Source organism: Pantoea sp. X-Soil-MYKO-1785 (assembly GCF_059730675.1).
Genome location: NZ_AP036001.1, coordinates 615,482 through 636,188 on the forward strand (window position 1 = coordinate 615,482; position 20,707 = coordinate 636,188).

General features: G+C 57.4%; 21 protein-coding genes. 12 read left to right on the forward strand and 9 right to left on the reverse strand.

Annotation, left to right across the window (positions count from 1 at the left end; all coding sequences use genetic code 11):
• From AC6I8D_RS22830 to AC6I8D_RS22840, 3 genes are read right to left on the reverse strand one after another with little or no spacing between them, the layout of a single operon-like run.
• Positions 1 to 669: a methionine ABC transporter permease gene (locus tag AC6I8D_RS22830; RefSeq protein ID WP_497821009.1), complete on the reverse strand. Its 669-nt coding sequence runs from the start codon at positions 667 to 669 to the stop codon at positions 1 to 3.
• Positions 653 to 1,687, reverse strand: coding sequence for a methionine ABC transporter ATP-binding protein (locus tag AC6I8D_RS22835; protein WP_497821010.1), 1,035 nt, complete (start codon positions 1,685 to 1,687; stop codon positions 653 to 655). The genes AC6I8D_RS22830 and AC6I8D_RS22835 overlap by 17 nt, the downstream gene beginning before the upstream one ends.
• The gene (locus tag AC6I8D_RS22840) at positions 1,684 to 2,496 is read right to left on the reverse strand and encodes a MetQ/NlpA family ABC transporter substrate-binding protein (protein WP_497821011.1); all 813 of its coding nucleotides are present in this window, start codon (positions 2,494 to 2,496) and stop codon (positions 1,684 to 1,686) included. The genes AC6I8D_RS22835 and AC6I8D_RS22840 overlap by 4 nt, the downstream gene beginning before the upstream one ends.
• A 219-nt stretch (positions 2,497 to 2,715) precedes the next feature.
• Here AC6I8D_RS22840 and AC6I8D_RS22845 point away from each other — a divergent pair, with 219 nt between their 5' ends.
• Together AC6I8D_RS22845 and proP are read left to right on the forward strand one after the other, a co-directional pair.
• Entirely contained in the window at positions 2,716 to 3,894 is a 1,179-nt protein-coding gene (locus AC6I8D_RS22845) for an aminotransferase class I/II-fold pyridoxal phosphate-dependent enzyme (RefSeq protein WP_497821012.1), read from the forward strand.
• 311 nt (positions 3,895 to 4,205) lie between these two features.
• Positions 4,206 to 5,672, forward strand: coding sequence for a glycine betaine/L-proline transporter ProP (proP, locus tag AC6I8D_RS22850; protein ID WP_497821013.1), 1,467 nt, complete (start codon positions 4,206 to 4,208; stop codon positions 5,670 to 5,672).
• A 47-nt stretch (positions 5,673 to 5,719) separates the two neighbouring features.
• On the opposite strand, the gene AC6I8D_RS22855 is transcribed toward proP, so the two are convergent.
• A complete protein-coding gene (locus AC6I8D_RS22855) occupies positions 5,720 to 6,313 on the reverse strand; it encodes a CGNR zinc finger domain-containing protein (RefSeq protein ID WP_312757656.1) in 594 nt (197 codons plus the stop codon).
• A gap of 177 nt (positions 6,314 to 6,490) precedes the next feature.
• On the opposite strand from AC6I8D_RS22855, the gene AC6I8D_RS22860 reads away from it, so the two are divergent.
• A complete protein-coding gene (locus AC6I8D_RS22860; protein WP_497821014.1) occupies positions 6,491 to 7,363 on the forward strand; it encodes an alpha/beta fold hydrolase in 873 nt (290 codons plus the stop codon).
• A 53-nt stretch (positions 7,364 to 7,416) separates the two neighbouring features.
• On the opposite strand, the gene AC6I8D_RS22865 is transcribed toward AC6I8D_RS22860, so the two are convergent.
• On the reverse strand, positions 7,417 to 7,965 hold the full coding sequence (locus tag AC6I8D_RS22865; protein ID WP_312056413.1) for a YbhB/YbcL family Raf kinase inhibitor-like protein: 549 nt from the start codon (positions 7,963 to 7,965) through the stop codon (positions 7,417 to 7,419).
• Positions 7,966 to 8,219: 254 nt separating this feature from the next.
• On the opposite strand from AC6I8D_RS22865, the gene AC6I8D_RS22870 reads away from it, so the two are divergent.
• Positions 8,220 to 9,098, forward strand: coding sequence for a LysR family transcriptional regulator (locus AC6I8D_RS22870; RefSeq protein WP_312757663.1), 879 nt, complete (start codon positions 8,220 to 8,222; stop codon positions 9,096 to 9,098).
• 14 nt (positions 9,099 to 9,112) lie between these two features.
• Here AC6I8D_RS22870 and AC6I8D_RS22875 read toward each other — a convergent pair whose 3' ends face one another.
• Together AC6I8D_RS22875 and AC6I8D_RS22880 are read right to left on the reverse strand one after the other, a co-directional pair.
• Positions 9,113 to 10,756, reverse strand: a complete 1,644-nt coding sequence (locus tag AC6I8D_RS22875) for a dihydroxyacetone kinase subunit DhaK (RefSeq protein WP_497821015.1) — start codon at positions 10,754 to 10,756, stop codon at positions 9,113 to 9,115.
• 424 nt (positions 10,757 to 11,180) lie between these two features.
• Positions 11,181 to 11,375, reverse strand: coding sequence for a hypothetical protein (locus AC6I8D_RS22880; RefSeq protein ID WP_312056408.1), 195 nt, complete (start codon positions 11,373 to 11,375; stop codon positions 11,181 to 11,183).
• A gap of 125 nt (positions 11,376 to 11,500) precedes the next feature.
• On the opposite strand from AC6I8D_RS22880, the gene AC6I8D_RS22885 reads away from it, so the two are divergent.
• The 3 genes from AC6I8D_RS22885 to glsB all read left to right on the forward strand — a co-directional run bounded on the left by AC6I8D_RS22885 (position 11,501) and on the right by glsB (position 14,370).
• Positions 11,501 to 11,674 (forward strand): GhoT/OrtT family toxin, encoded by a 174-nt coding sequence (locus AC6I8D_RS22885; RefSeq protein WP_008924737.1) that lies wholly within the window; start codon positions 11,501 to 11,503, stop codon positions 11,672 to 11,674.
• A 473-nt stretch (positions 11,675 to 12,147) separates the two neighbouring features.
• On the forward strand, positions 12,148 to 13,347 hold the full coding sequence (locus AC6I8D_RS22890; RefSeq protein ID WP_497821016.1) for a CynX/NimT family MFS transporter: 1,200 nt from the start codon (positions 12,148 to 12,150) through the stop codon (positions 13,345 to 13,347).
• A gap of 102 nt (positions 13,348 to 13,449) precedes the next feature.
• Complete coding sequence (glsB, locus tag AC6I8D_RS22895) at positions 13,450 to 14,370, forward strand: glutaminase B (protein ID WP_031377555.1); 921 nt, start codon at positions 13,450 to 13,452, stop codon at positions 14,368 to 14,370.
• 1 nt (position 14,371) lies between these two features.
• On the opposite strand, the gene AC6I8D_RS22900 is transcribed toward glsB, so the two are convergent.
• A complete protein-coding gene (locus AC6I8D_RS22900; RefSeq protein ID WP_497821017.1) occupies positions 14,372 to 15,313 on the reverse strand; it encodes a D-2-hydroxyacid dehydrogenase in 942 nt (313 codons plus the stop codon).
• A 230-nt stretch (positions 15,314 to 15,543) separates the two neighbouring features.
• Between AC6I8D_RS22900 and AC6I8D_RS22905 the strand changes: the two genes are divergently transcribed.
• The 3 genes from AC6I8D_RS22905 (at position 15,544) to AC6I8D_RS22915 (ending at position 18,583) form a co-directional block, all read left to right on the forward strand.
• Positions 15,544 to 15,957, forward strand: coding sequence for a DUF2946 domain-containing protein (locus AC6I8D_RS22905; RefSeq protein ID WP_497821018.1), 414 nt, complete (start codon positions 15,544 to 15,546; stop codon positions 15,955 to 15,957).
• Positions 15,958 to 16,039: 82 nt separating this feature from the next.
• A complete protein-coding gene (locus tag AC6I8D_RS22910; protein WP_497821019.1) occupies positions 16,040 to 17,770 on the forward strand; it encodes a DUF2534 family protein in 1,731 nt (576 codons plus the stop codon).
• A 135-nt stretch (positions 17,771 to 17,905) separates the two neighbouring features.
• Positions 17,906 to 18,583 (forward strand): pirin family protein, encoded by a 678-nt coding sequence (locus AC6I8D_RS22915; protein ID WP_497821020.1) that lies wholly within the window; start codon positions 17,906 to 17,908, stop codon positions 18,581 to 18,583.
• A 51-nt stretch (positions 18,584 to 18,634) separates the two neighbouring features.
• Here the strand turns inward: AC6I8D_RS22915 and AC6I8D_RS22920 are convergent, their stop codons facing one another.
• Complete coding sequence (locus AC6I8D_RS22920) at positions 18,635 to 18,862, reverse strand: hypothetical protein (RefSeq protein WP_312757671.1); 228 nt, start codon at positions 18,860 to 18,862, stop codon at positions 18,635 to 18,637.
• 172 nt (positions 18,863 to 19,034) lie between these two features.
• Between AC6I8D_RS22920 and AC6I8D_RS22925 the strand changes: the two genes are divergently transcribed.
• Together AC6I8D_RS22925 and AC6I8D_RS22930 are read left to right on the forward strand one after the other, a co-directional pair.
• Positions 19,035 to 19,565, forward strand: a complete 531-nt coding sequence (locus AC6I8D_RS22925; protein WP_497821021.1) for a YtfJ family protein — start codon at positions 19,035 to 19,037, stop codon at positions 19,563 to 19,565.
• Positions 19,566 to 19,796: 231 nt separating this feature from the next.
• Positions 19,797 to 20,705, forward strand: coding sequence for a polyprenyl synthetase family protein (locus tag AC6I8D_RS22930; protein WP_312056398.1), 909 nt, complete (start codon positions 19,797 to 19,799; stop codon positions 20,703 to 20,705).
• Positions 20,706 to 20,707: the final 2 nt, after the last annotated feature.

A 20,707-nucleotide genomic window follows, 5' to 3' on the forward strand; every position in this document is an offset into this window, starting at 1 on the left:
CTACTCGCGGCGAATACGACGCGACAGGCGCGTCCCCAGGGTTTGTAACAGCTGAACGATAACGATCAGCACCAGCGCGGTGGTGATGGTGGCAAAGGCATCAAAGCGCTGATAGCCGTAGGTGATGGCCAGATCCCCGATCCCGCCGCCGCCGACCGTTCCGGCCATAGCGGTAGCACCCAGCAATCCGATGGTGGCGGTGGTCAGGGCAAGCACCAGCGACGAGGCGGCTTCCGGCAGCATGAAGTACCAGATGGTCTGCAACGTGGTGGCCCCCATGGCGTTGGCGGATTCAAGAATGCCCTCATCCACCTCCAGCAGCGCGCTCTCCACCAGCCGCGAAATATAGGGCGCAATAAAAATCACCAGCGGCACGATCGCCCCGGCCGTGCCGATGGTGGTATTCACCAGCAGGCGCGTCAGCGGCAGAATAGTAATCAGCAGGATAATGAACGGCAGCGAACGGATAATGTTCACCAGCGGATTCAGTATCTGATGCACCAGCCGGTGCGGCATGATGCCACCGGGACGGCAAATCACCAGAATCACGCCGAGCGGCAGGCCGAGCAGCGCGCCAAACCCCAGCGATACGCTGACCATCACCAGCGTGTCCTGCAAGGCGATCAGAAACTGGTCGCCGGTCACCGCCGTTTCAAACAGAGCAGACATGGCTGATTTTCACTCCTGTTTCCGTCAGAAAATCTTTCGCCGCCGCGATCTGCGCCGGTTCCCCGCTGAGCTGCACAATCATGAAGCCGAGGATGGTGCTCTGCACTTCGGACATACTGGCGAACAGGATGTTGACCTCCACCGCGTAGTGCTGGATCAGGCGATGAATAATCGGCTGCTGGGCGGTGCTGCCGACAAACTCCAGCCGCAGCGACTGCAGGTTCGGCTGCTGGCTCAGCAGCGCCAGCGTCTGCTGGGGCAGACGATCGTGGATCACCGACTGCACGAAACTGGCGCTGACCGGCTGTTGCGGATCGGCAAACACCGCCAGCACGTCGCCCTGTTCAGCAATCTGGCCCTGCGCCATCACCGCCACCCTGTTGCAAATCTTCTGCACCACCGACATTTCATGGGTAATCAGAACGATGGTGATGCCGTAACGCTGGTTGATCTCCTGTAACAGCAACAGGATCTGCACCGTGGTCTGCGGGTCCAGCGCGGAGGTGGCTTCGTCACACAGCAGGATCGCCGGATTGGTTGCCAGCGCGCGAGCAATCCCGACGCGCTGCTTCTGGCCGCCGGAGAGTTCATCGGGGTAGCTGTGGGCTTTGTCACTCAGGTTGACGAACGCCAGCAACTCGTCGACCCGGGCGCGAATAAAAGCCTTATCCCGTCCCTGTAAAATCAGCGGAATAGCCACATTATGAAACACCGTTCTGGCATTCAGTAAATTGAAGTGCTGGAAGATCATGCCGATCTGCTTTTTAACCTGGATTAAGCGCGATTTACTGATGCCCTGCAGCGCTTCACCCTGCACCTCAACTGTGCCCGCGGTCGGCGTTTCCAGATGATTAATCATGCGCAGCAGGGTACTTTTTCCGGCACCGCTGGTGCCAATCACCCCGAAAATATCCCCCTGATTAATGGTCAGGTTGATGTTATCCAGCGCCCGGACCTCAACGCCATTTCGCGAGAAGGTTTTGCTCAGCTGGCGAAAGACAATAGCCGGCTGACTCATTTGAAATAGTCTGGCAGCAGATAGCCGCTATATTGTGGCTGGCTGACAATATATTGCCGGAATTCCGGGGAGTGATAACCGGCAATAATATCGCGGGCAAACGCCGCCTGTTTATTTTTCCCGGCCACCGTCACCACGTTAATAAACTGGCTGGTCGGCGCTTCCAGCTTCAGCGCTGAACTCAGTTTCATGCCGCTTGATACAGCGAAATTTCCCTGAATCACGCCAAAATCGACGTCCGGCAATGCCCGTACCTGCTGCGCGTTGTCCATCTCTTTCAGCACGATTTTATACGGATTGTCGCTGATGTTTTTCTGTGAAAAGGTCGCTGCGTCGCTGTCAGGGCTGATCTTCAGCCAGCCGATGCTCTGCAACAGCAGCGCCGCACGATATTCATTCGAGGGCTGATTAGGCACCGAGACGGTGGTCCCCGGCGTCGGGGTTGGCAGTTGTTTAACCCGTTCAGAATAGAGCCCCATCGGCGGGGTTGACACCTGAACAATGCCGACGTTATCTATGCCGAGCCGGTCATTCACCGATTTGAGATAGACCGGATGCTGCATGATATTGGCGTCAATCGACCCACGGTGTACCGCGTCATTAACCTGAATACCATCGCTGAAATCTTTATATTCAATTTTATATCCCTGCTTAATTAACCAGGGCGCGACACCCTGTTCAAACTGCTCTTTATACGGGCCGGGATTAAAGCCAATCCGAATCACTTTCTCTTCGGCTGCCTGGGCGGCAGAAATTAACGTTGCGGCGGCGGCCAGTAAATAAAGCGTTCCCTTAACACTGATGCGCATAAAAAAACCTTATTCATTATTGTGAGAAAAATCGATTTAATCACAGCCGCGATAACCAGGAATAGTTAAAATCCGCCCGTCGCTTTGGCTTTTTTATGCTAACGATAGTTGCCTGCTGGAAATTCATTTAACGGCAATCGATAGCGTTATTTCTGCTAAATATTGATCACCCGGCTGTGTCATGCTCTGCCGCTTAGCAGGCGATTTTGCGGGGATAGTATGGCGGAGTTTGCAGCATCAGAACTGGTAGCAGGGCTGGAGGAAAACCTTTTCAGCCGGTTAGAAAAGCAGGCAGCGCAGGTGGATGATCCGCGCCTGCCGTTAATTGATCTCTCGTCAGGCAGCCCGCGTCAGCCGACGCCGCCCGCGATAATTGACTCACTGCAGACGGCGGTGACGCAGCCTGATAATCATGAATATCCCTCTTTCTGGGGCAAACCGGCGCTGCGCCAGGCTATTGCCGCCTTTTATCAGCGCCAGTATGGCGTGACGCTCGATGCTGAAAGCGAAGTCGCGGTGTTTCAGGGGGCGCACATTGCGGTCACCGGCCTGCCGCGCGCCCTGCTGAATCCGGGCCAGGTGCTGATTTCAACCGATCCCTGCTATCCACTTTATCGCTCTGCGGCGCGCCAGGCGAATGCCGACTTTTATGGCATTCCGCTGGAGGAACGCAACGCTTTTCTGCCCGATTTCAGCCGCATTCCGCCTCAGATAGCGGCCCGTGCCGGACTGCTGCTGCTTAATTATCCACATAACCCGACCGGTGCGCTGGCGACCCCCGACCTGTTTGCTGATGCGCTGGCGTTCGCCCGCCAGCATCACGTTCCGCTGGTGCACGACTTCGCCTATGCCACCGTCGGCAGTCAGCGCGGCGAGCAGCCGATCAGCCTGCTGGCGCAACCCGACGCCAAAGCCTGGGGAGTGGAAGTTTATACCCTGTCGAAAAGCTTTCTGATGGCGGGCTGGCGGGTCGGCTTTGCGGTCGGTAATGCCTCGATTATCGCCGCGTTTAAAAAGCTGCACACCCACAGTTACAGCACGGTATTTGGCGCAGTGCAGGATGCGGCCATCACCGCGCTGGAACTGCCGTCTGAACAGGTCGCCCAGCTGACCGAATGCTGGCATCAGCGGCGGGTGCAGGTGCTGGCTAAACTGGCCGCCCTGCACTGGCCGGTACGCGCCGCCCAGGGGACTTTTTTCCTCTGGCTGGCGGCCCCGCCAGGCATGACCGGCAAGCAGTTTGCCGCCCTGCTACTCGAACAGGCACATTTGCTGGTCGCGCCTGGCGAAGGATTTGGTCCGGCGGGTCAGCACTATATTCGCATCAGCCTGACGGCAGAGACGGATTTAATTATGCGCGCCCTCGATCGTGTTGCAGCGCTGAAATTATTTGGCTGACGCGACCGACAATAATAATCAGTGCCAGCCGTGCTGATAATAAAACCGGCAATTCAGTAACAAAATATTGATAAGCGTAAGCGCTGATGAACAAGTGCAGCGTGCTGCATTTGTCAAGAATTGCGGTTATTTCCCCCGAAAACTTGCAATAACTTACAATAATGGTCTAAGGTTTGGCGGCTGCGGTTAATTGCCGCTTCACTTAAACATTATTCGGCTTCTTATAGCTTTCATTTCCACGGTTTCTTCTGAACATTATTTTGCGGCTGCGAAAGCTATAAGACTCCTTTATTGAAGCACTTGAGGAGAATATGGACACCAGAAACTCATCGTCTGAACATCCAAAGAAGCACTTCTGGAACAGGAAGCAAAAAGAGCTGACTGTTGATGACATTACCGTGATCGATAACGACATGCTGAAACGTGCCGTTGGCGCTGCCGCGCTGGGTAATGCGATGGAGTGGTTTGATTTTGGCGTGTACAGCTATCTCGCCGTGATTATCGGCAAAGTTTTCTTCCCGGATGCCAATAACGCGGTTCAGCTGATCGCCACCTTTGGTACCTTTGCCGCCGCCTTCCTGGTGCGCCCGATTGGTGGTCTGGTGTTTGGTCCGCTTGGCGACCGAATCGGCCGACAAAAAGTGCTGGCGATGACCATGATTATGATGTCGATCGGCACCTTCTGTATCGGGCTGATCCCGGCGTATTCGTCGATAGGTATCATGGCACCGATCCTGTTGCTGGTGGCGCGTCTGATTCAGGGCTTCTCCACCGGCGGTGAATATGGCGGTGCGGCAACCTTTATCGCCGAATACTCCACCGATAAACGTCGTGGTTTTATGGGCAGCTTCCTTGAGTTTGGCACCATCGGCGGTTATCTGCTGGGCGCCAGCCTGGTGACGGTGATGACAACCCTGATGTCGAATGAAGCGATGATGTCATGGGGCTGGCGCGTACCGTTCTTTATCGCCGCGCCGCTCGGCCTGTTCGGGCTGTACGTCCGTCTGAAACTGGAAGAGACGCCGGCATTCCAGCAGCACATGGAAAAACAGGAGGCGCTGGAGCAGAGCAAGCCGCGTCTGACGCTGATGCAGATGCTGAGCAAATACCGCGCACCGATGCTGAAATGTATTGGCCTGGTGCTGCTGTTTAACGTCTCCAACTACATGCTGACCTCCTACATGCCGAGCTATCTGACCGGCGTGCTGGGTCTGCCTGAACTGAGCGGCCTGCTGCTGGTGATGGTGGCGATGTTTGTGATGATGCCGCTGACGCTGCTGTGGGGACGCTGGACGGACCGCATCGGCCGTCGTCCGGTGATTGGTTTTGGCGCGGTCGGTCTGATTCTGCTGGCGATCCCCAGCTTTATGCTGATCGGTTCCGGCAATATGTGGGCAGTATTCGGCGGACTGCTGATTCTGGGCGTGCTGCACACCTGCTTTAGCGGCACCATGCCCTCTACCCTGCCAGCGCTGTTTACCACTGACATTCGCTACAGCGCACTGGCGATCGGTTTCAACCTGTCAGTCTCGCTGTTCGGTGGCACCACGCCGCTGATCACCGCCTGGCTGGTGGATACCACCAAAAACAACATGATGCCCGCTTATTACATGATGGGTGCCGGGGTGATTGGTCTGATTACTATCCTCACGGTGCGTGAAACCGCCCGCCAGCCGCTGACCGGTTCGTCACCCGCAGTGGCAACCAAAGCGGAAGCGCAGCGCCTGATTGATAAGCTGCGTAAACGCCCTAAGCCGACGGCGGCACCGGCTAAATAACCTGACCCACACCCTGCTTTTGCAGGGTGTTTTTTATCTGCCGTCCGTTACTTTCCCGCCGGGTTCAGCTGCCTGAACCGCGCCACTTTAGCCCGGTTTCCGCACAGCGCCATGCTACACCAGCGACGACGATGCGCTTTGGTACGATCGTAAAACCACAGGATACAGGCCGGATGTTCGCAGGCACGTATCCGGCTCACATCTTCCTCGGTCAGCAACCTCGCGGCCTGTTCCGCGACCCGTCCCAGCCGCTGTGCCACAGTGCGATCCGCATAGACCTGCCGCAGTTGCAGCACACCCTCAGCGTCATTAACCAGCTGCAGATGGCTGTCCGCCTCGCTGAGATAGCCATTCAGCGCCTGCGGGTCAACGGCAGCGCCCGCTTTACGCTGCTGCACCGCGTCACGAATGATCTGCCGTAACTGCCGCGCCGCCTGCAGCAGCGCACCCGCTTCATAGCGGTCGTGGGGCGTATCCGGTACCAGACTGGCCTGCTGCAACCACGCCTCGACATCGCCATCGGTTTGCCAGAAATCGTGCGGCTGGCCATCAGCTATCGCCAGCGTATTGATGAAATCCAGCGCCGGATGATCGGCCAGAAACCACGGCCCCTGCGGGTTGAATGCTTGTTTGTCCGCCATCTTTTTATCCTGTCCCGACACCCTTATCTGCGCTTAATGTAACCGATAAAATTACCTTTGAACAGTTACAAACCGCCGTTGTAACCAGTTAAATATATCTTTACTGGTTACATGATTGGCGCATAATGACCTACAGGTAACCCCTAAAATTCATTTTAACAGTTACAGGAGCAGGCTATGTCGATTCAACCGCACCCGATCTCATACCGTTATCAGCAGGCCGACGGCGTTAATATTTTTTATCGTGAAGCGGGCGATCCCGCATTGCCTGCCCTGTTACTGCTGCACGGCTTCCCCACTTCCTCCCATCAGTTCCGCGATTTGATTCCGCTACTGGCCGATAAATTCCACATTATTGCCCCCGACCTGCCCGGCTTCGGCTTTACCGACGTTCCTGCGGAACGCAATTATCATTGGTCCTTTGATGCCTTCGGCCAGACGCTGACTGCCCTGGTGGATGCTCTGGGGCTGGAACGCTATGCGATGTATGTTTTCGATTACGGTGCGCCTGCCGGGCTGCGACTGGCGCTGGCCTATCCGGAGCGCGTCAGTGGGCTGATTTCACAAAACGGCAATGCTTATCTCGAAGGATTGGGTGACGCCTGGGCGCCGGTGCGGGCTTACTGGGACGATCCGAGTGAGGCAAATGGCGAGGTGATCCGCGATGCCATCCTGACGCCGGAAGGCATTAAGTGGCAATATCTGCATGGCGTCAGCGATCCTCAGCTGATCGCGCCGGAGAGTTATACCCTCGACACGCTGTTGATGGATCGCCCCGGCAATAAAGCGATTCAGCTGGCGCTGTTTCTGGATTACGCCAGCAACCTGACGCTCTATCCCGCCTTTCAGGCCTTCTTCCGTCAGCAGCAGCTGCCGACGCTGGTGATATGGGGCAAGCACGATCCGTTCTTTATTCCACCTGGCGCCGCGGCCTGGCAGCGGGATAATCCGCAGGCGGTGGTAGAGATGCTGGAGAGCGGCCATTTTGCGCTGGAAACCCATACCGCTTACATCGCACAGCGCATCCGTGAGATGTTCAGTGGCGACTGACTGTCGATGCTCCCGCAGGGCAAACACGCTTACGGGAGCAGATTGATGCCGGGTTATTCATTACTGAAACGGCCCACGGTGCTGGCGGCACCCAGTGCGTGTCCTTTCAGCTGGCTTAACAGCTCGCTCTGGGTTAATCCCGCTTTTAGCTGCCCCACCGGCAGATCGGTGGCGATCAACACAAAATTATAGTGGTGAAGACCGCTGCCAGCCGGTGGACACGGCCCATAGTAATGCGCGGTGCCGGGGGTGTTTTTGCCGCCGGTATAGCCTTTGCCCTGCGTCAGCTCGCCCTGCGCAAAGGCGCTGCGCGTCGGCGCAATGTTATACGCCACCATATGCGTCACCCCCAGCCCTTTGGCACCGACCGGATCGGTGATCAGCAGCGCCAGACTGCGGGTGCCGGCGGGCATGGCAGACCAGTTAAGTTGCGGTGAGATATTTTCACCGGTGCAGGAAGGATTACTTTTATTCGCACCGGCAAATTTTTTATCCAGTAGCGCATTATCGCTGAAGTCACTGGACTGCAGGGTGAATACGGATGCTGCCAGGGTGGTTGCAGGCAGCGTTGCCAGCACCATTGCACAGAGTAATTTCTTCACCAGCCACTCCTTTGTAAGGTCAGTATCAGGGTAAATTGCGGCAGATTAACGGTCCGCTGCCGAATGCTGCCGGTTAAAGCTGCCTGTTAAATATAACGGTTTTAAAAATTTTCACGGCCTTAACGCTGCTATCGAGTCGAATAGCCGCATGCCGCAGCGCTACGTTGTCCTTTGGCGCGTTAATCGTTATAAGTTAACGCTTGTGCTCCCTTATCAGTGACCGTGCGCCGCAGGGTCACCAGAAAGCAGACCTTATGCAGATCGAAGACCTTCGGATTTATGTCGCCGTCATTCATGCCGGTAACTTTACCGCCGCGGCTGACCAGTTGATGTTATCGAAGCAGTATGTAAGCCGCCGCATGGCCGCGCTGGAAGCGTCGCTTGGCGCACGGCTGCTGATTCGCAACACCCGCAAACTGTCAGTAACCGATGCCGGTTCGCTGTTTGCTCAGCACGCCCAGCGCATTCTCGATGACATTCAGGAAGCGGAGCTGGCGGTATCGGAACAGCGTCAGATCCTGCGCGGCAGTTTTCGTATCAACCTGCCGATGTCATTCGGGATGAATCATCTTTCGCCGCTGATCGCCGAGTTTCTCAGTCAGCATCCGGCGCTGCAGTTCCAGATTGAACTGGCTGACCGCTATGTCGATGTGATTGGCGAAGGGGTGGATATGGCGATCCGCATCGGCGCGCTGGCCGACTCCACGCTGATTGCCCGTCCGTTAGGCGAACTGAAACGGGTGATTTGTGGCAGCCCGGCCTATTTAGCCCGGGCCGGAACGCCACAACAGCCGGACGAATTGCTGCAACATGCCTGTCTGCGCTATGGCCGTGAAGGTCAGAATGGCTGGGAGTTGCAGGTCAGCGGCAAACGAAAACTGCTGGCGGTACAGGGACCGATGGTGAGCAATAACGGTGAAGTATTACGTGACGCGGCGCTGGCGGGCCTGGGGCTGGTGCTGCTGCCGGAATTTATCGTCGGTCCGGCGCTGCAGCGTGGTGAACTGGTGACGGTGCTGGACTCTTTTCATCCGCCATCGCTGGCGCTGAATGCGGTTTACCCGCAGCACCGTCAGCGCAGCGAAGTAAACCGTCAGTTTCTGGCCTTTTTACAGGCGCGATTACTTACTTAACCGCGCCTGTCGCGTTAACCGTTACTCAGAGCGGCAAACACCCGCGCCACCGCCACCGCACCCGGATCGGGCACGCCGTTGAGGTTATCGCTGTTGAGATAGGAGGACCGTCCCGCTTTGGCCTGGCCCATGTTGGCAGTGGCTTCACTGCCCTGCTGCGCCGCTTCCGCCACCTCCGCCAGTGATTTGCCGGCAACCATCGCTTCGATAGCCGGTTGCAGCGCATCGATCAGGGTACGATCGCCCAGCTGCGCGCCGCCATACTGCTTCATTTTCTCCAGTCCCTGTTGCAGGGCGGAGGACAGCGCCTCGCCCGCGGCCAGTTGCTGCGCGGCGGCAGTAAAGAAGATCGCCATCAGCACGCCGCTGGAACCGCCCATCACCGTCGCCAGACGTTCACCGGTGACCGCCAGCAGATCGGGTAACGCGTTGAGCGGTAGCTGGTTGCCGGCACATTCGCGCTGGATCTGACGGGCACCGGCGGCGAAAGTCGATCCGGTATCACCGTCGCCCACCTGCGCATCCAGCTGGTTCAGCTCACTTTCACAGGCGATCAGGGTTTCGCACAGAATATTCACTATGCGGGCAACCGCCGGGTTTTCCGACGGCGTGGCCGGATGTTCCGTCACCTGCTGTTCGGCCGTCACCGGCTGCAGCGCGCTCAGCCTGACGGCATTAACCCAGCCAGAGACTTCTACCGGCGCGCAAATCGCCTGCTCAAACAGCGGGGTCAGGATCATGCTGGTCACCGAAAAACCTTTCATATCCAGCGCCGTCATCAGCGGTGCAGGCCCAATCAGATAGTCGACCTGCTGGCTCAGCGGCGAGGCGATCAGATCGCGGGTTACCAGGCTCATCTCCAGCGCCGACATGCCGCCCAGATTGTTCACCAGCAGCGCCCGTGGCTGCTGCGGGTCGCCCTTCTGCATCACTTTTTCCAGCAGCTGCTGGACGATTTGCTCGCTGTTCTGGGTTTTCAGCACGTCGACGCCCGGTTCACCGTGGATACCCAGTCCCATTTCGACGCTGCCTTCCGGCACCCGCTGTGCGGTCTGCTCATCGGGCAGATGGCAGCTCGACAGCGCGACGCCCATGGTCGCGATCGCCTGGCTGGCTGATTCAGCCGCCGCGGTTACCGCCGCCAGATCGTCACCGCGCTCGGCGACAAAACCCGCGACTTTATGCACCAGCAGCGTACCGGCCACGCCGCGCGGCTGGGGATTCTCCGGCAGCGCGACATCATCGCCGACGATCACCATATTGACCTTAAAGCCGGCCTTGCGCGCTTTCTCCGCCGCCAGACCAAAGTTGAGCCGATCACCGGTGTAATTCTTGACGATTAACAGACAGCCCGCGTCTCCGGTGAGGTTGATGATAGCGTTATAAACCGCATCGACGCTGGGCGAGGCGAATACGTCGCCGCACACCGCCGCGGTCAGCATGCCTTTACCGATAAACCCGACGTGCGCTGGCTCATGGCCCGATCCGCCGCCGGAAATCAGTGCAACCTGCTGCTTTTTCCAGTCCTTACGCATCACGATACGGATCCGTGGCGCAACCGCCAGCCGTACCAGGTTTTCCCACGGACTGGCATAGATCATGCCATCCAGTGCGCTGTCGACAAGGTCATCCTTTTTGTTCATTACGAACCGGGTCATGGCTTTTCCTCTTCTGAAGGGGTCAGTTTGCTCATCACGAAGTGTTGCACAGCAAGCGGCGCTGTGGGGAATATCACCGCTTTATACGCAGAAATCAGACAGTTCGGCTGGCAACCGATCTGCACACTGTTCAGGGCCTTAGCAGGAGGGGCAAACTGATTAGGGCTTAAGCCGTTGTTTTTGCCGGCGGCTCTGGTGGAGTTCTGAGACGTGATACGCAGATTCTGACGACTGAATGACGGCTGGTAACCCTGATCCTGTCACCCAGGCAGTCCGGATAACCCTTCCTGCAATGCGCAATCTGCGCGTCACCGGGCCTGCGGGCCTGCTCGCTGCACCTGAAGAAGGAGTAAAAGGATGCCAGGTTGCAGAGGCTGGCGCGTCGAACGTTCTCTCTATTGGCGTCAATTCCACCAGCAAGACATCATGGCGCGGTATCTGCAACCTTGCTGCCTGCTGAGGCGGACAGCAAACGGTTATCATGCTGTGCCGCTCGGCTTAACCGGGCCTGATGTTTCGCCAGCGCGCCAGCAGGGTGAACACCCGCCGCCCGCAACGCCTGAGCCACTTTTCCCCCCTGCGGTTTCAGGCTGAAATCGCCCAGGACCCACGCCGTCATCCAGCCGTAAAACATCAGCCACAGCGCGCAGTTACTTTAGATTTTTAACGGCGTTCGACTTGATCTGGATCACAAAAATCCGCATCATGCGCAGCGAAAACCTTAATGACGCCGCGGAGATATCAATGACACTGTACCAGGGTATGCTAATTTTTTATGCCGTTGTTGCATTGGTCGCTACGCTAATCACCTTCTTTATCGCTAAAGATAAGCTGAGCATTAAACTGCTGAGCGCATTTTTAGTCGGCGCTACCTGGCCGATGAGTTTTCCGGTTGCACTGATGTTTGCCCTGTTTTAATTGACAATTTAGCCTTTGCCACCACACTCAGGTAATACGCCTCTGGCCAGCTAAGTGTGGCCACCGGACGTTTGTTTGCTCATGATAATCCCAATAAGGAGCGGATATGCGTTTTCTCAGCCTGATAATTGTGGTCACGTCCTTAACCGCCTGCAGCTCTCCCTGGGGCACTGAAAAACCGGTACCTGCCGGAGAAACCCGCCAGCAAACCTGCCAGCCAGGCAGTAACCCCAACCAAAACGACTGCGGTCATTTTCCAGAGCCTGAATTTCACTGAACCGCTGCGTCGCCACCTGCTGCATCACAATAGCCTGCAGGTGGACCAAAGCGTGACGGCGCAAATGTGAATGGATAACAAGGCTTTACTCTTCACAGCTGGGTCAGTAGAGTAGCGTCCAGACATCAAATCTGATGCGTAAGCGTTAACGTCAACCAACGCCCCCGCAGCATTGCTGCCTGTGATGATCATTCTGATGACCCCTGTTCAACAACCTGCAAAATCTCATTCGCGCTTTTCCGGCACCGCTTTTTTTCTGTTTGTTCTGCTGCTTACCGCCGCCAACCTGCGCGCACCGATCACCGCTGTTGGCCCGGTACTGCAGGATATTCGCCTGACGTTCGGCCTCAGTGCCGGTGACGCGGGCCTGTTTAACTTTATTCCGCTGATGCTGTTTGCCCTGCTGGCCCCGCTGGCGGCCTGGCTGGGCAATCGGATCGGGCTGGAGCGCAGCCTGTGGGGCGCGTTGTGCCTGATCACCGTGGGTTCGCTACTGCGCTGGCAGCCTGCCGAAGCCGCATTATGGGGCGGAACCCTGCTGCTGAGTGCCGGCATCGCAGCGGCCAATGTGCTGCTTCCGCCGCTGATTAAGCGCGACTTCACCGCTCACACCGCCAAATATATCGGCCTTTATGCCGCCACGATGTCGATTACCGCCAGCCTGGCCTCGGGCATTGCGGTGCCGCTCAGCCAGCTGTCGGCAGCGGGCTGGCGTCTGTCGCTGGTGGTCTGGGCGCTGCCGGGCCTGGTGGCGCTGATTGCCTGGCTACCGCTGTTACGCCGTCACGTTACCACACTGCCGACCTCATCAGAGACGGTCACGCATCGTCATCCCTGGCTCTCGCCCGGCGGCTGGCAGATTGCGCTGTTCATGGCGCTGCAATCGCTGGCATTCTATACCCTGATTGACTGGTTCACGCTGTATGCCCAGGCCAGTGGCTTTAGTCAGGCGGCCGCGGGCTGGTTGCTGTTCTGGTATCAGGCGATAGCGATCGTCGCCAACCTCGGCTGTATGGTGTCGCTGAAGCGGGTGAAAGATGCCCGGCTGACCGCCTTTATCGCCTCTGGCGCCATTTTCCTCGGCATGCTTGGCCTGCTGATGTTGCCGCAGGCGGCGTTCGCATGGCTGACGCTGGCCGGTCTGGGCGCAGGTGCCTCGCTGGTACTTTGCCTGTCGTTGTTTAATCTGCGGGCCAGCAACCATCGTCAGGCCTCTCAGTTATCGGGGATGGCTCAGTGTGTCGGTTATGCGCTGGCGGCGCTCGGCCCGCTGTTTTTTGGCGTGCTGCACGATTACAGCGGTAACTGGACCTTACCGTTCACGGTGCTGACCGGACTGAGCCTGCTGCAGATGCTGCTGGCACCGCTGGCCGCGCAGTCAAAGCCCATCAGCTGACTCTGCGGTTCTGCATGGCTCACAATGGCAGTAAATTAGCCTTGATTCACTGGCCGCTGACACGCATTATCCGGCCAGTTTTCATTGACGGGAGAAGCGTGCGTGTCCGAACTGAGTAATGAGCTGCTGCAGGAGGTGCTGGACCAGGTACGTCCTCTGGTGCATCAGGGAAAAGTAGCCGATTACATTCCGGCGCTGGCGGAAGTCGCCGCCGATCATTTAGGCATTGCCGTCTGTCTGCGCGACGGCACGTTGTATCAGGCGGGCGATGCCGAAACGCGCTTTTCGATTCAGTCGATCTCCAAAGCCCTGTCGCTGACGGTGGCGCTGACCCGCTATGACGACAGTGAAATCTGGCAGCGGGTCGGCAAAGAACCTTCGGGTCAGCCGTTTAACTCGCTGGTGCAGCTGGAGCTGGAACAGGGCAAGCCGCGTAATCCGTTTATCAACGCCGGTGCGCTGGTGATTTGCGACCTGCTGGAAACGCGCCTGACCGCCCCACGTCAGCGGATGCTGGAGATTGTGCGTCAGCTCAGTCAGCAGCCGGATATCAATTATGACCGCCACGTCGCCCGTTCTGAGTTTGAGCATTCCGCCCGCAACGCCGCCATCGCCTGGCTGATGAAATCGTTTGGCAACTTTGATAACGACGTCACCAGCGTGATGCAGACCTATTTCCACTACTGCTCGCTGTCGATGAACTGTATTGAGCTGGCGCGCAGTTTCGTCTATCTGGCGAACCAGGGGTTGACGCTGGATGGCAGCCGGATGATTACGCCGCGTCAGGCGCGGCAGATTAACGCGCTGATGATCACCAGCGGCATGTATGACGGTGCGGGTGAGTTTGCCTGGCGCGTCGGGATGCCCGCCAAGTCGGGGGTTGGCGGTGGGATTATTGCGGTGATCCCCGGCGAAATGAGCATTGCGGTCTGGTCGCCGGGGCTGGACAGCGCGGGCAATTCACTGGCCGGAACCGCCGCGCTGGAGTGTCTGACCGATAAACTGGGCCGCTCAATTTTCTGAGTCAGCTCACCACATTGATCGGCTGGCCGTGGCGAAAGGCCGTGAGGTTAGCAGTGATGCCCTCGATCAGATTATGCACCCCACTCTGACTGGCCCAGGCGATATGCGGCGTGAGCAGCAGATTCGCCAGGCCGGGTTGCAGCAGCGGATTGTCGGCGGCCGGCGGTTCGCTGCTCAGGACGTCGAGCGCTGCCCCGCCGATCTGGCCCTGCCGCAGCGCCGCAGCGAGATCCGCTTCGTGAATCAGCCCGCCGCGTGCGGTATTGATCAACAGCGCCTGCGGCTTCATTTTACCCAGCGCCTCGCGGTCAATCATCTGTCGGGTCTGCTCGCTCAGGGGGCAATGCAGCGAGATGATATCGCTGCTGGCCAGCATCTGCTCAAAACTGACGTAGCCGTCACGCAACGTCGGGCTGCCTTTGCGCTCGGCGAACTGCACCTTCATGCCTAATGCCTGCGCCAGTTTTGCTACCGCCTGACCAATAGCGCCTTTGCCAACAATGCCCAGCGTCGCGCCGCCAATATCCTGAATCGGCTGACGATGAAGGCAAAAATGTTGCGCTGCTGGCCACGCCGTCCGGCTACTGCTGGCGTAATCCAGTAGCTGACGACGCAGGGCAAAAATCGCCGCAATCACCCCTTCCGATACGCTCTGGGTTGAGTAACCCGGCACGTTGCTCACCACAATGCCTCGCGCACGACAGGCATCGAGATCGATACAGTCGTAACCGGTCGCGGCAACGCAGATAAAGCGCAGCGCCGGCAGTTGCTCAAGCGTGGCCGCCCGCAGCGGCACTTTGTTGGTGATGGCTACCGTGGCGTCTTTCAGCGCGCTCACGATGGCGTTTTCCGCAGTATGCTCCCGCACCTGCCAGTCTGTGCAGCCCGGCAGCGCGGGCAACGGAACCGGTAACGTGGCCCCATCCAGCATCACAATTTTCATTTTTCATCCTTTTTGACAGCAATAAACGCAGCCGACCCGCTTCTGGCGCGCAACAATGTTAGCCTTATGTATTTCCAGAGTAACAAACAGGTTAAATGACAGCAGAATTAAAGTGAATATGTTCAAACTGTGCGAAATTTTTCAGAATTTATGCCACTTTCTTTAACCCTTTTATCCCCTTCGCGTTACACTGCCGCCCTGAATTCTGACCGATTATTCTGATGTAAATCATGCAAACACCCGCCTGCCGACAACGACTCACCGCCAGTATTGCGATCCTGGCCGTGCTGCTGTTGTTTGTTGCGCCGATGGTGTCAAAAAACCTGGCGGAACATCACGCCAGTCTGCAGCGCCTCTCCGCCATCAGTGGCGAGATGCCGATGATGACGCATCACGGTGAGATGCCGATGATGGATCATCACAGCGAGATGCCGATGGCCGGCCATGAGATGATGGCGCCCGGTTTCGCCTGCGGCTACTGCGATTTACTGATTCATGTTCCGCTGATGTTATGGGTGTTTATCCCGTTCATCTGGTGGATGTGCCAGATCTCCCGGGCACCGCCACCGCCCGCCACCGCTCCACCCCGGCGGCGACGTTCTCTGCGCACCCATCGTCCGCGTGCGCCCCCGCGGCTGGCGTAAACCTCACTGTTTTTTGACCTGTACTTCTTACGCGTTACGGCGTCAGAAGCTTTGTCCTGTCTTTTGAAAAGTGTGGAATGCTATGTCCTCTATTCAGGAAACCACCGCTGCGCCGCGCGGCGCAGTGTTAAATCTGTTTCGCCGCCTGCATTTTTATATTGGCCTGTTTATCGCGCCGTTTATTTTTGTCGCCGCGCTGACCGGTACGCTCTACGTTCTGACGCCGCAGATTGAGCAGGCGATCTACCATGACGCCTTAACCACTGACGCACAGGGCGTGGCGAAACCGCTGTCGGCGCAGATCGCCGCAGCCCGCCAGCGTGCCGGTGAAAACGCGCGCATCTATGCGGTTCGTCCGGCACCGGGTCCGCAGGAGACCACCCGGGTGCAGTTCACCGGGCGCGACCTCGGCCCGTCGGAATCGCGTTCACTGTTTATCGATCCCTATACCCTGCAGGTGAAGGGTGACATGACGGTTTACGGCACCAGCGGGGTATTGCCGCTGCGGATGTGGCTCGATCAGCTGCACCGCGGCTTACTGTTAGGTGATTTCGGCCGCAACTACAGTGAACTGGCCGCCTCCTGGCTGTGGGTAGCGGCACTCGGCGGGGTGGTGTTATGGCTCGGCACCCGACCTCGCCGTTCCGCCAGAAAACCGCGCCGGGGAGTTACCGCTCTGCGTCACTGGCACGTTACGCTGGGGCTGGTGCTGACGGTCGGGCTGGTGTTCTTCTCGGTTACCGGACTGACCTGGTCGCAGTGGGCAGGCAATAATATTGAAAAAATGCGCAGCGATCTCGGCTGGATGACGCCGCAGGTCACTACCGCGCTGAACGGTGACGCACCGGCAGTCCCGGCCGATCCGCACGCTGACCATCGCGGCAGCGGCGAGGGCATGACCATGGGCGATATGGCGATGCCGGCCCGAAAAGCCGCGCCCGCGCTGCCAAATCAGCCGGACGGCAACTGGGATCGCGCACTCAACGCCGCGCGGCAGGCCGGTCTGCACGCCAGCAAGCTGGAGTTACGTCAGCCGAAAGCCCCCAATCAGGCATGGACCATCTCTGAGATTGATCGCAGCTGGCCGAGTCAGGTCGATGCAGTTTCGATTAATCCCAACGATTTTAGTCTGGTTGATCGGGTGGAGTTCGCTCATTTCCCACTGGTGGCAAAACTGACCCGCTGGGGGGTCGATGCCCATATGGGCGTGCTGTTTGGCCTGCCGAACCAGCTGATTCTGGCGCTGTTCGGTTTTGGTCTCTGCGCAATGATCGTGCTGGGCTACCGCATGTGGTGGATACGCCGTCCCGCGGTGCCGCAGCTCAGCCCGTCGCAAACGCTGTTGTCAGCCTGGCTGGCGCTGCCGCGTTACGGTCAGGGTGCCAGTCTGATTGTGGCGCTGGCGCTGGGCTATGCCTTGCCGCTGATGGGGATTAGCCTGCTGGTGCTGGTGCTGCTGGATATTCAGCGCTGGCGTCGTGCGCAGCGCAGCGCCGAACGGCGGGTTGATACCGCGCCGGATAAACAGTCACCGCTGGCGATTATTCAGTCACGCTTTGCGGTTAAACGTAAAGAGATGCGCTATTTCCTGCGTAGCGTGACGGTGCTGGCGCTGATTGTGATTACCGTGATGGCAAATGCGATGATTGGCGGAGTGATCGATCAGTATCAGATCCCGTTCAGCAGCTGGTCGCTGACCATGTACATCACCCAGGCGATGATGATCCTGCTTTACTCCACGGTGTTTACCGGCCTGTTATCCATTCCGCTGTGGTATTTCTTCCTGGGCGAAAGCGACGAACAAGGTAAGTAAAGCGCCCTGCCCGCTCTTCCGGCGGGCAGGCTGTTATTCAAATTAACTGACGAGGCCCGGCAAATCTGCCGGCTTCTCATTCCCGGCGTAACGGTTATCATCGTTATCATTGATCCCCTGATGAAAGAGTAAATCATGAACATCGTGCGAGCGAATCCTGAACAACTGTTTGAGTACGGCCCTTTTACCGTACGCCGCCAGCGGCCAGGCGAGAGCTTAAGCCCGCTGGTCAGCGTTGACCTGATGACGCTGAAACTCGATGCACGCATTCCGATGCAGCAACATCGCGATGAAGAGGTCTTTACCTATCTGTGGCGCGGTTCAATGCGTCATCAGGACAGCAATGGCGAAAGCACCTCACTCTCCGCGAAACGGGTGATGCTGGTGAACGCCGGCGATGGCGTGCAGTACGAAGAGTCGGTTCCGCTGTACGAAGCAGAACTGTTGCAGGCGGTGATCCGACCAGCTCAGCGCGGCGGTGAAGGTATGACACAGGTGCTGGAACGTGACCAGGGCATTATGGCCAACGGCTGGACTGAACTGGCGGGGCCGGAAACCTCTGACGCGCCGCTGGAACTGCGGCAGGATGCCTATATCTACGACGCCCTGCTGGAACGCGGCCATACGCTTGAGGTGCCATCGCTGCCCGGTTTTATCGCTTACATTACCGTGCTGGAAGGCGTGATTCGGATCGGTGAGGAGCGGCTGTCGCGCGGTGACGCGGTCAGCGGCGTGGATGAAACCATGGAAATTGTCGGCGATCGCGACGCCAATCTGATCTGCTTCCTGATCAAACCTGACAGCGTGCAATAACAATGCGCGGGAACCTTTCCCGCGCCATTTATAGGCTGCTTTGATCTTCTGCTATTGCGCCCGTTGCTGCTGCATCGCCTTAACCCGCTTAAATGCATGTTTAAACTGACGCACATCGTCGAGCAGCCAGTGACGCTGGGTCAGGGGTGCGTCATCCAGCGACTGCGGCAGCGGCACGCCGGCCAGCGATCCACGACAGCAAAACGCACGCGCCAGCGTCGGTGTTTCGATGCCGATATACTGCGCAAATTCAGGTAATGTCATTAATGCTGTACTCATTTCCAACCTCCTGAACAAAATACCAGTCTGCATTTTTGGTCCATTTCTTACCGGCATTTATTGATCTGAAACAAGGATGTGTTACTAATCATCTGCCTGCTAATGAAATTATTTGTGATGCCCACCGCAAACAGACAACGAAGTGAGGAATATCGTGCACCGTTATGGATTGATGAGTCTGCTATTTGTTTCAGCCTTGAGTTGCGCACATACTCTGGTGCCCGGTCAGCCCGTTCCCTCGGTTTATATTGCCGATAAAGGCGAAATGGTGATTGATCAGGGCGATGTAAATTACCAGCGCTGGAATAGCCAGAACCTGACCGGCAAAGTCAGGTTAATTATTCATGTCGCGGGACGTCTGTCGGCCAAAGAGCAGAGCGCGGGATTAATCGAGGCCATTCAGCAGGCGAATTTACCGCGTCAGGGTTTCCAGACCACCACCATCGTCAATACCGATGATGCCCTGCCCGGCAGCAGCCTGTTTGTGGTTCGCAGTATCGCAGCCAGCAAAAAAGCCGCACCGTGGCAGCAGTTTATTATTGATAATAGCGGCGTGACGGCGCACAGCTGGCAGCTAAAACCGGGCAACGCGGCAGTGGCGGTGATTGACCGTCAGGGCATTGTCCGCTTTGCTAAAGATGGCGCATTAAGCGCTGATGAGGTGGCCGGAATAATCAGTCAGCTGCGCAGTTTACTCGGATAATTCAGGCTGCGTCCGGCGACGATTCACGATGAAAATTCAGGTAAAGAAACGCTGAATGCTGCTGAATTGCCCAACTTTTTCCCGATCCTCAACTATTATTGTTTGAATGGATTGACCCGCCGTTCTTTGAAAACCTGCCAACTATGCTATGGCAGCCGGGGACGATTATTAAAGATGGCATCGAATAATTTCGACCTGCTGTGAATTCCTCTGTAGATAAGGACAGCCTTAATGACGGTCTGCGCAGAAAAACACGTCAATTCCATCCACAGCGAAGCAGCAAACCTGTTGAATGATATTGAACAACGGCTCGACTCTTTATTGCCGGTTGAAGGTGAACGTGATTTTGTCGGTGCGGCAATGCGCGAAGGCGCGCTGGCACCGGGTAAACGTATTCGTCCGATGTTGCTGCTGCTGGCGGCCCGCGATCTGGGCTGTGACGCAAGTCCGGACGGCTTGCTGGATCTCGCCTGTGCGGTAGAGATGGTCCACGCCGCTTCGCTTATTCTGGATGATATGCCCTGCATGGATGACGCGCAGATGCGGCGCGGACGCCCCACCATCCACTGCCAGTATGGCGAACACGTGGCGATTCTGGCGGCGGTCGCGCTGCTGAGTAAAGCCTTTGGGGTGATTGCGACCGCTGAGAGCCTGTCTGCCAGCGCCAGAACCCAGGCGGTGAGCGAGCTTTCTCACGCCATTGGCATGCAGGGGCTGGTGCAGGGCCAGTTTAAAGATCTCTCAGAAGGGGATAAACCGCGCAGCGCTGACGCTATTCTGATGACCAATCACTTTAAAACCAGCACCCTGTTCTGCGCCTCAATGCAGATGGCGTCGATTGCCGCCGGCGCTTCGGATGACGTGCGCGAACAGCTGCACCGCTTTTCGCTTAATCTCGGCCAGGCGTTTCAGCTGCTGGACGATTTAACCGATGGCATGAGCGATACCGGAAAGGATTGTAACCAGGATGCCGGTAAATCGACGCTGGTCAATTTGCTGGGAGCCCAGGCGGTGGAAAACCGTCTGCGCGACCATTTGCGTTGCGCCAGTGAACATCTTTTACTGGCCTGCCAGGACGGCTATGCCACTCAACATTTCATTCAGGCCTGGTTTGAGAAAAAACTCGCTGCCGTCAGTTAAGG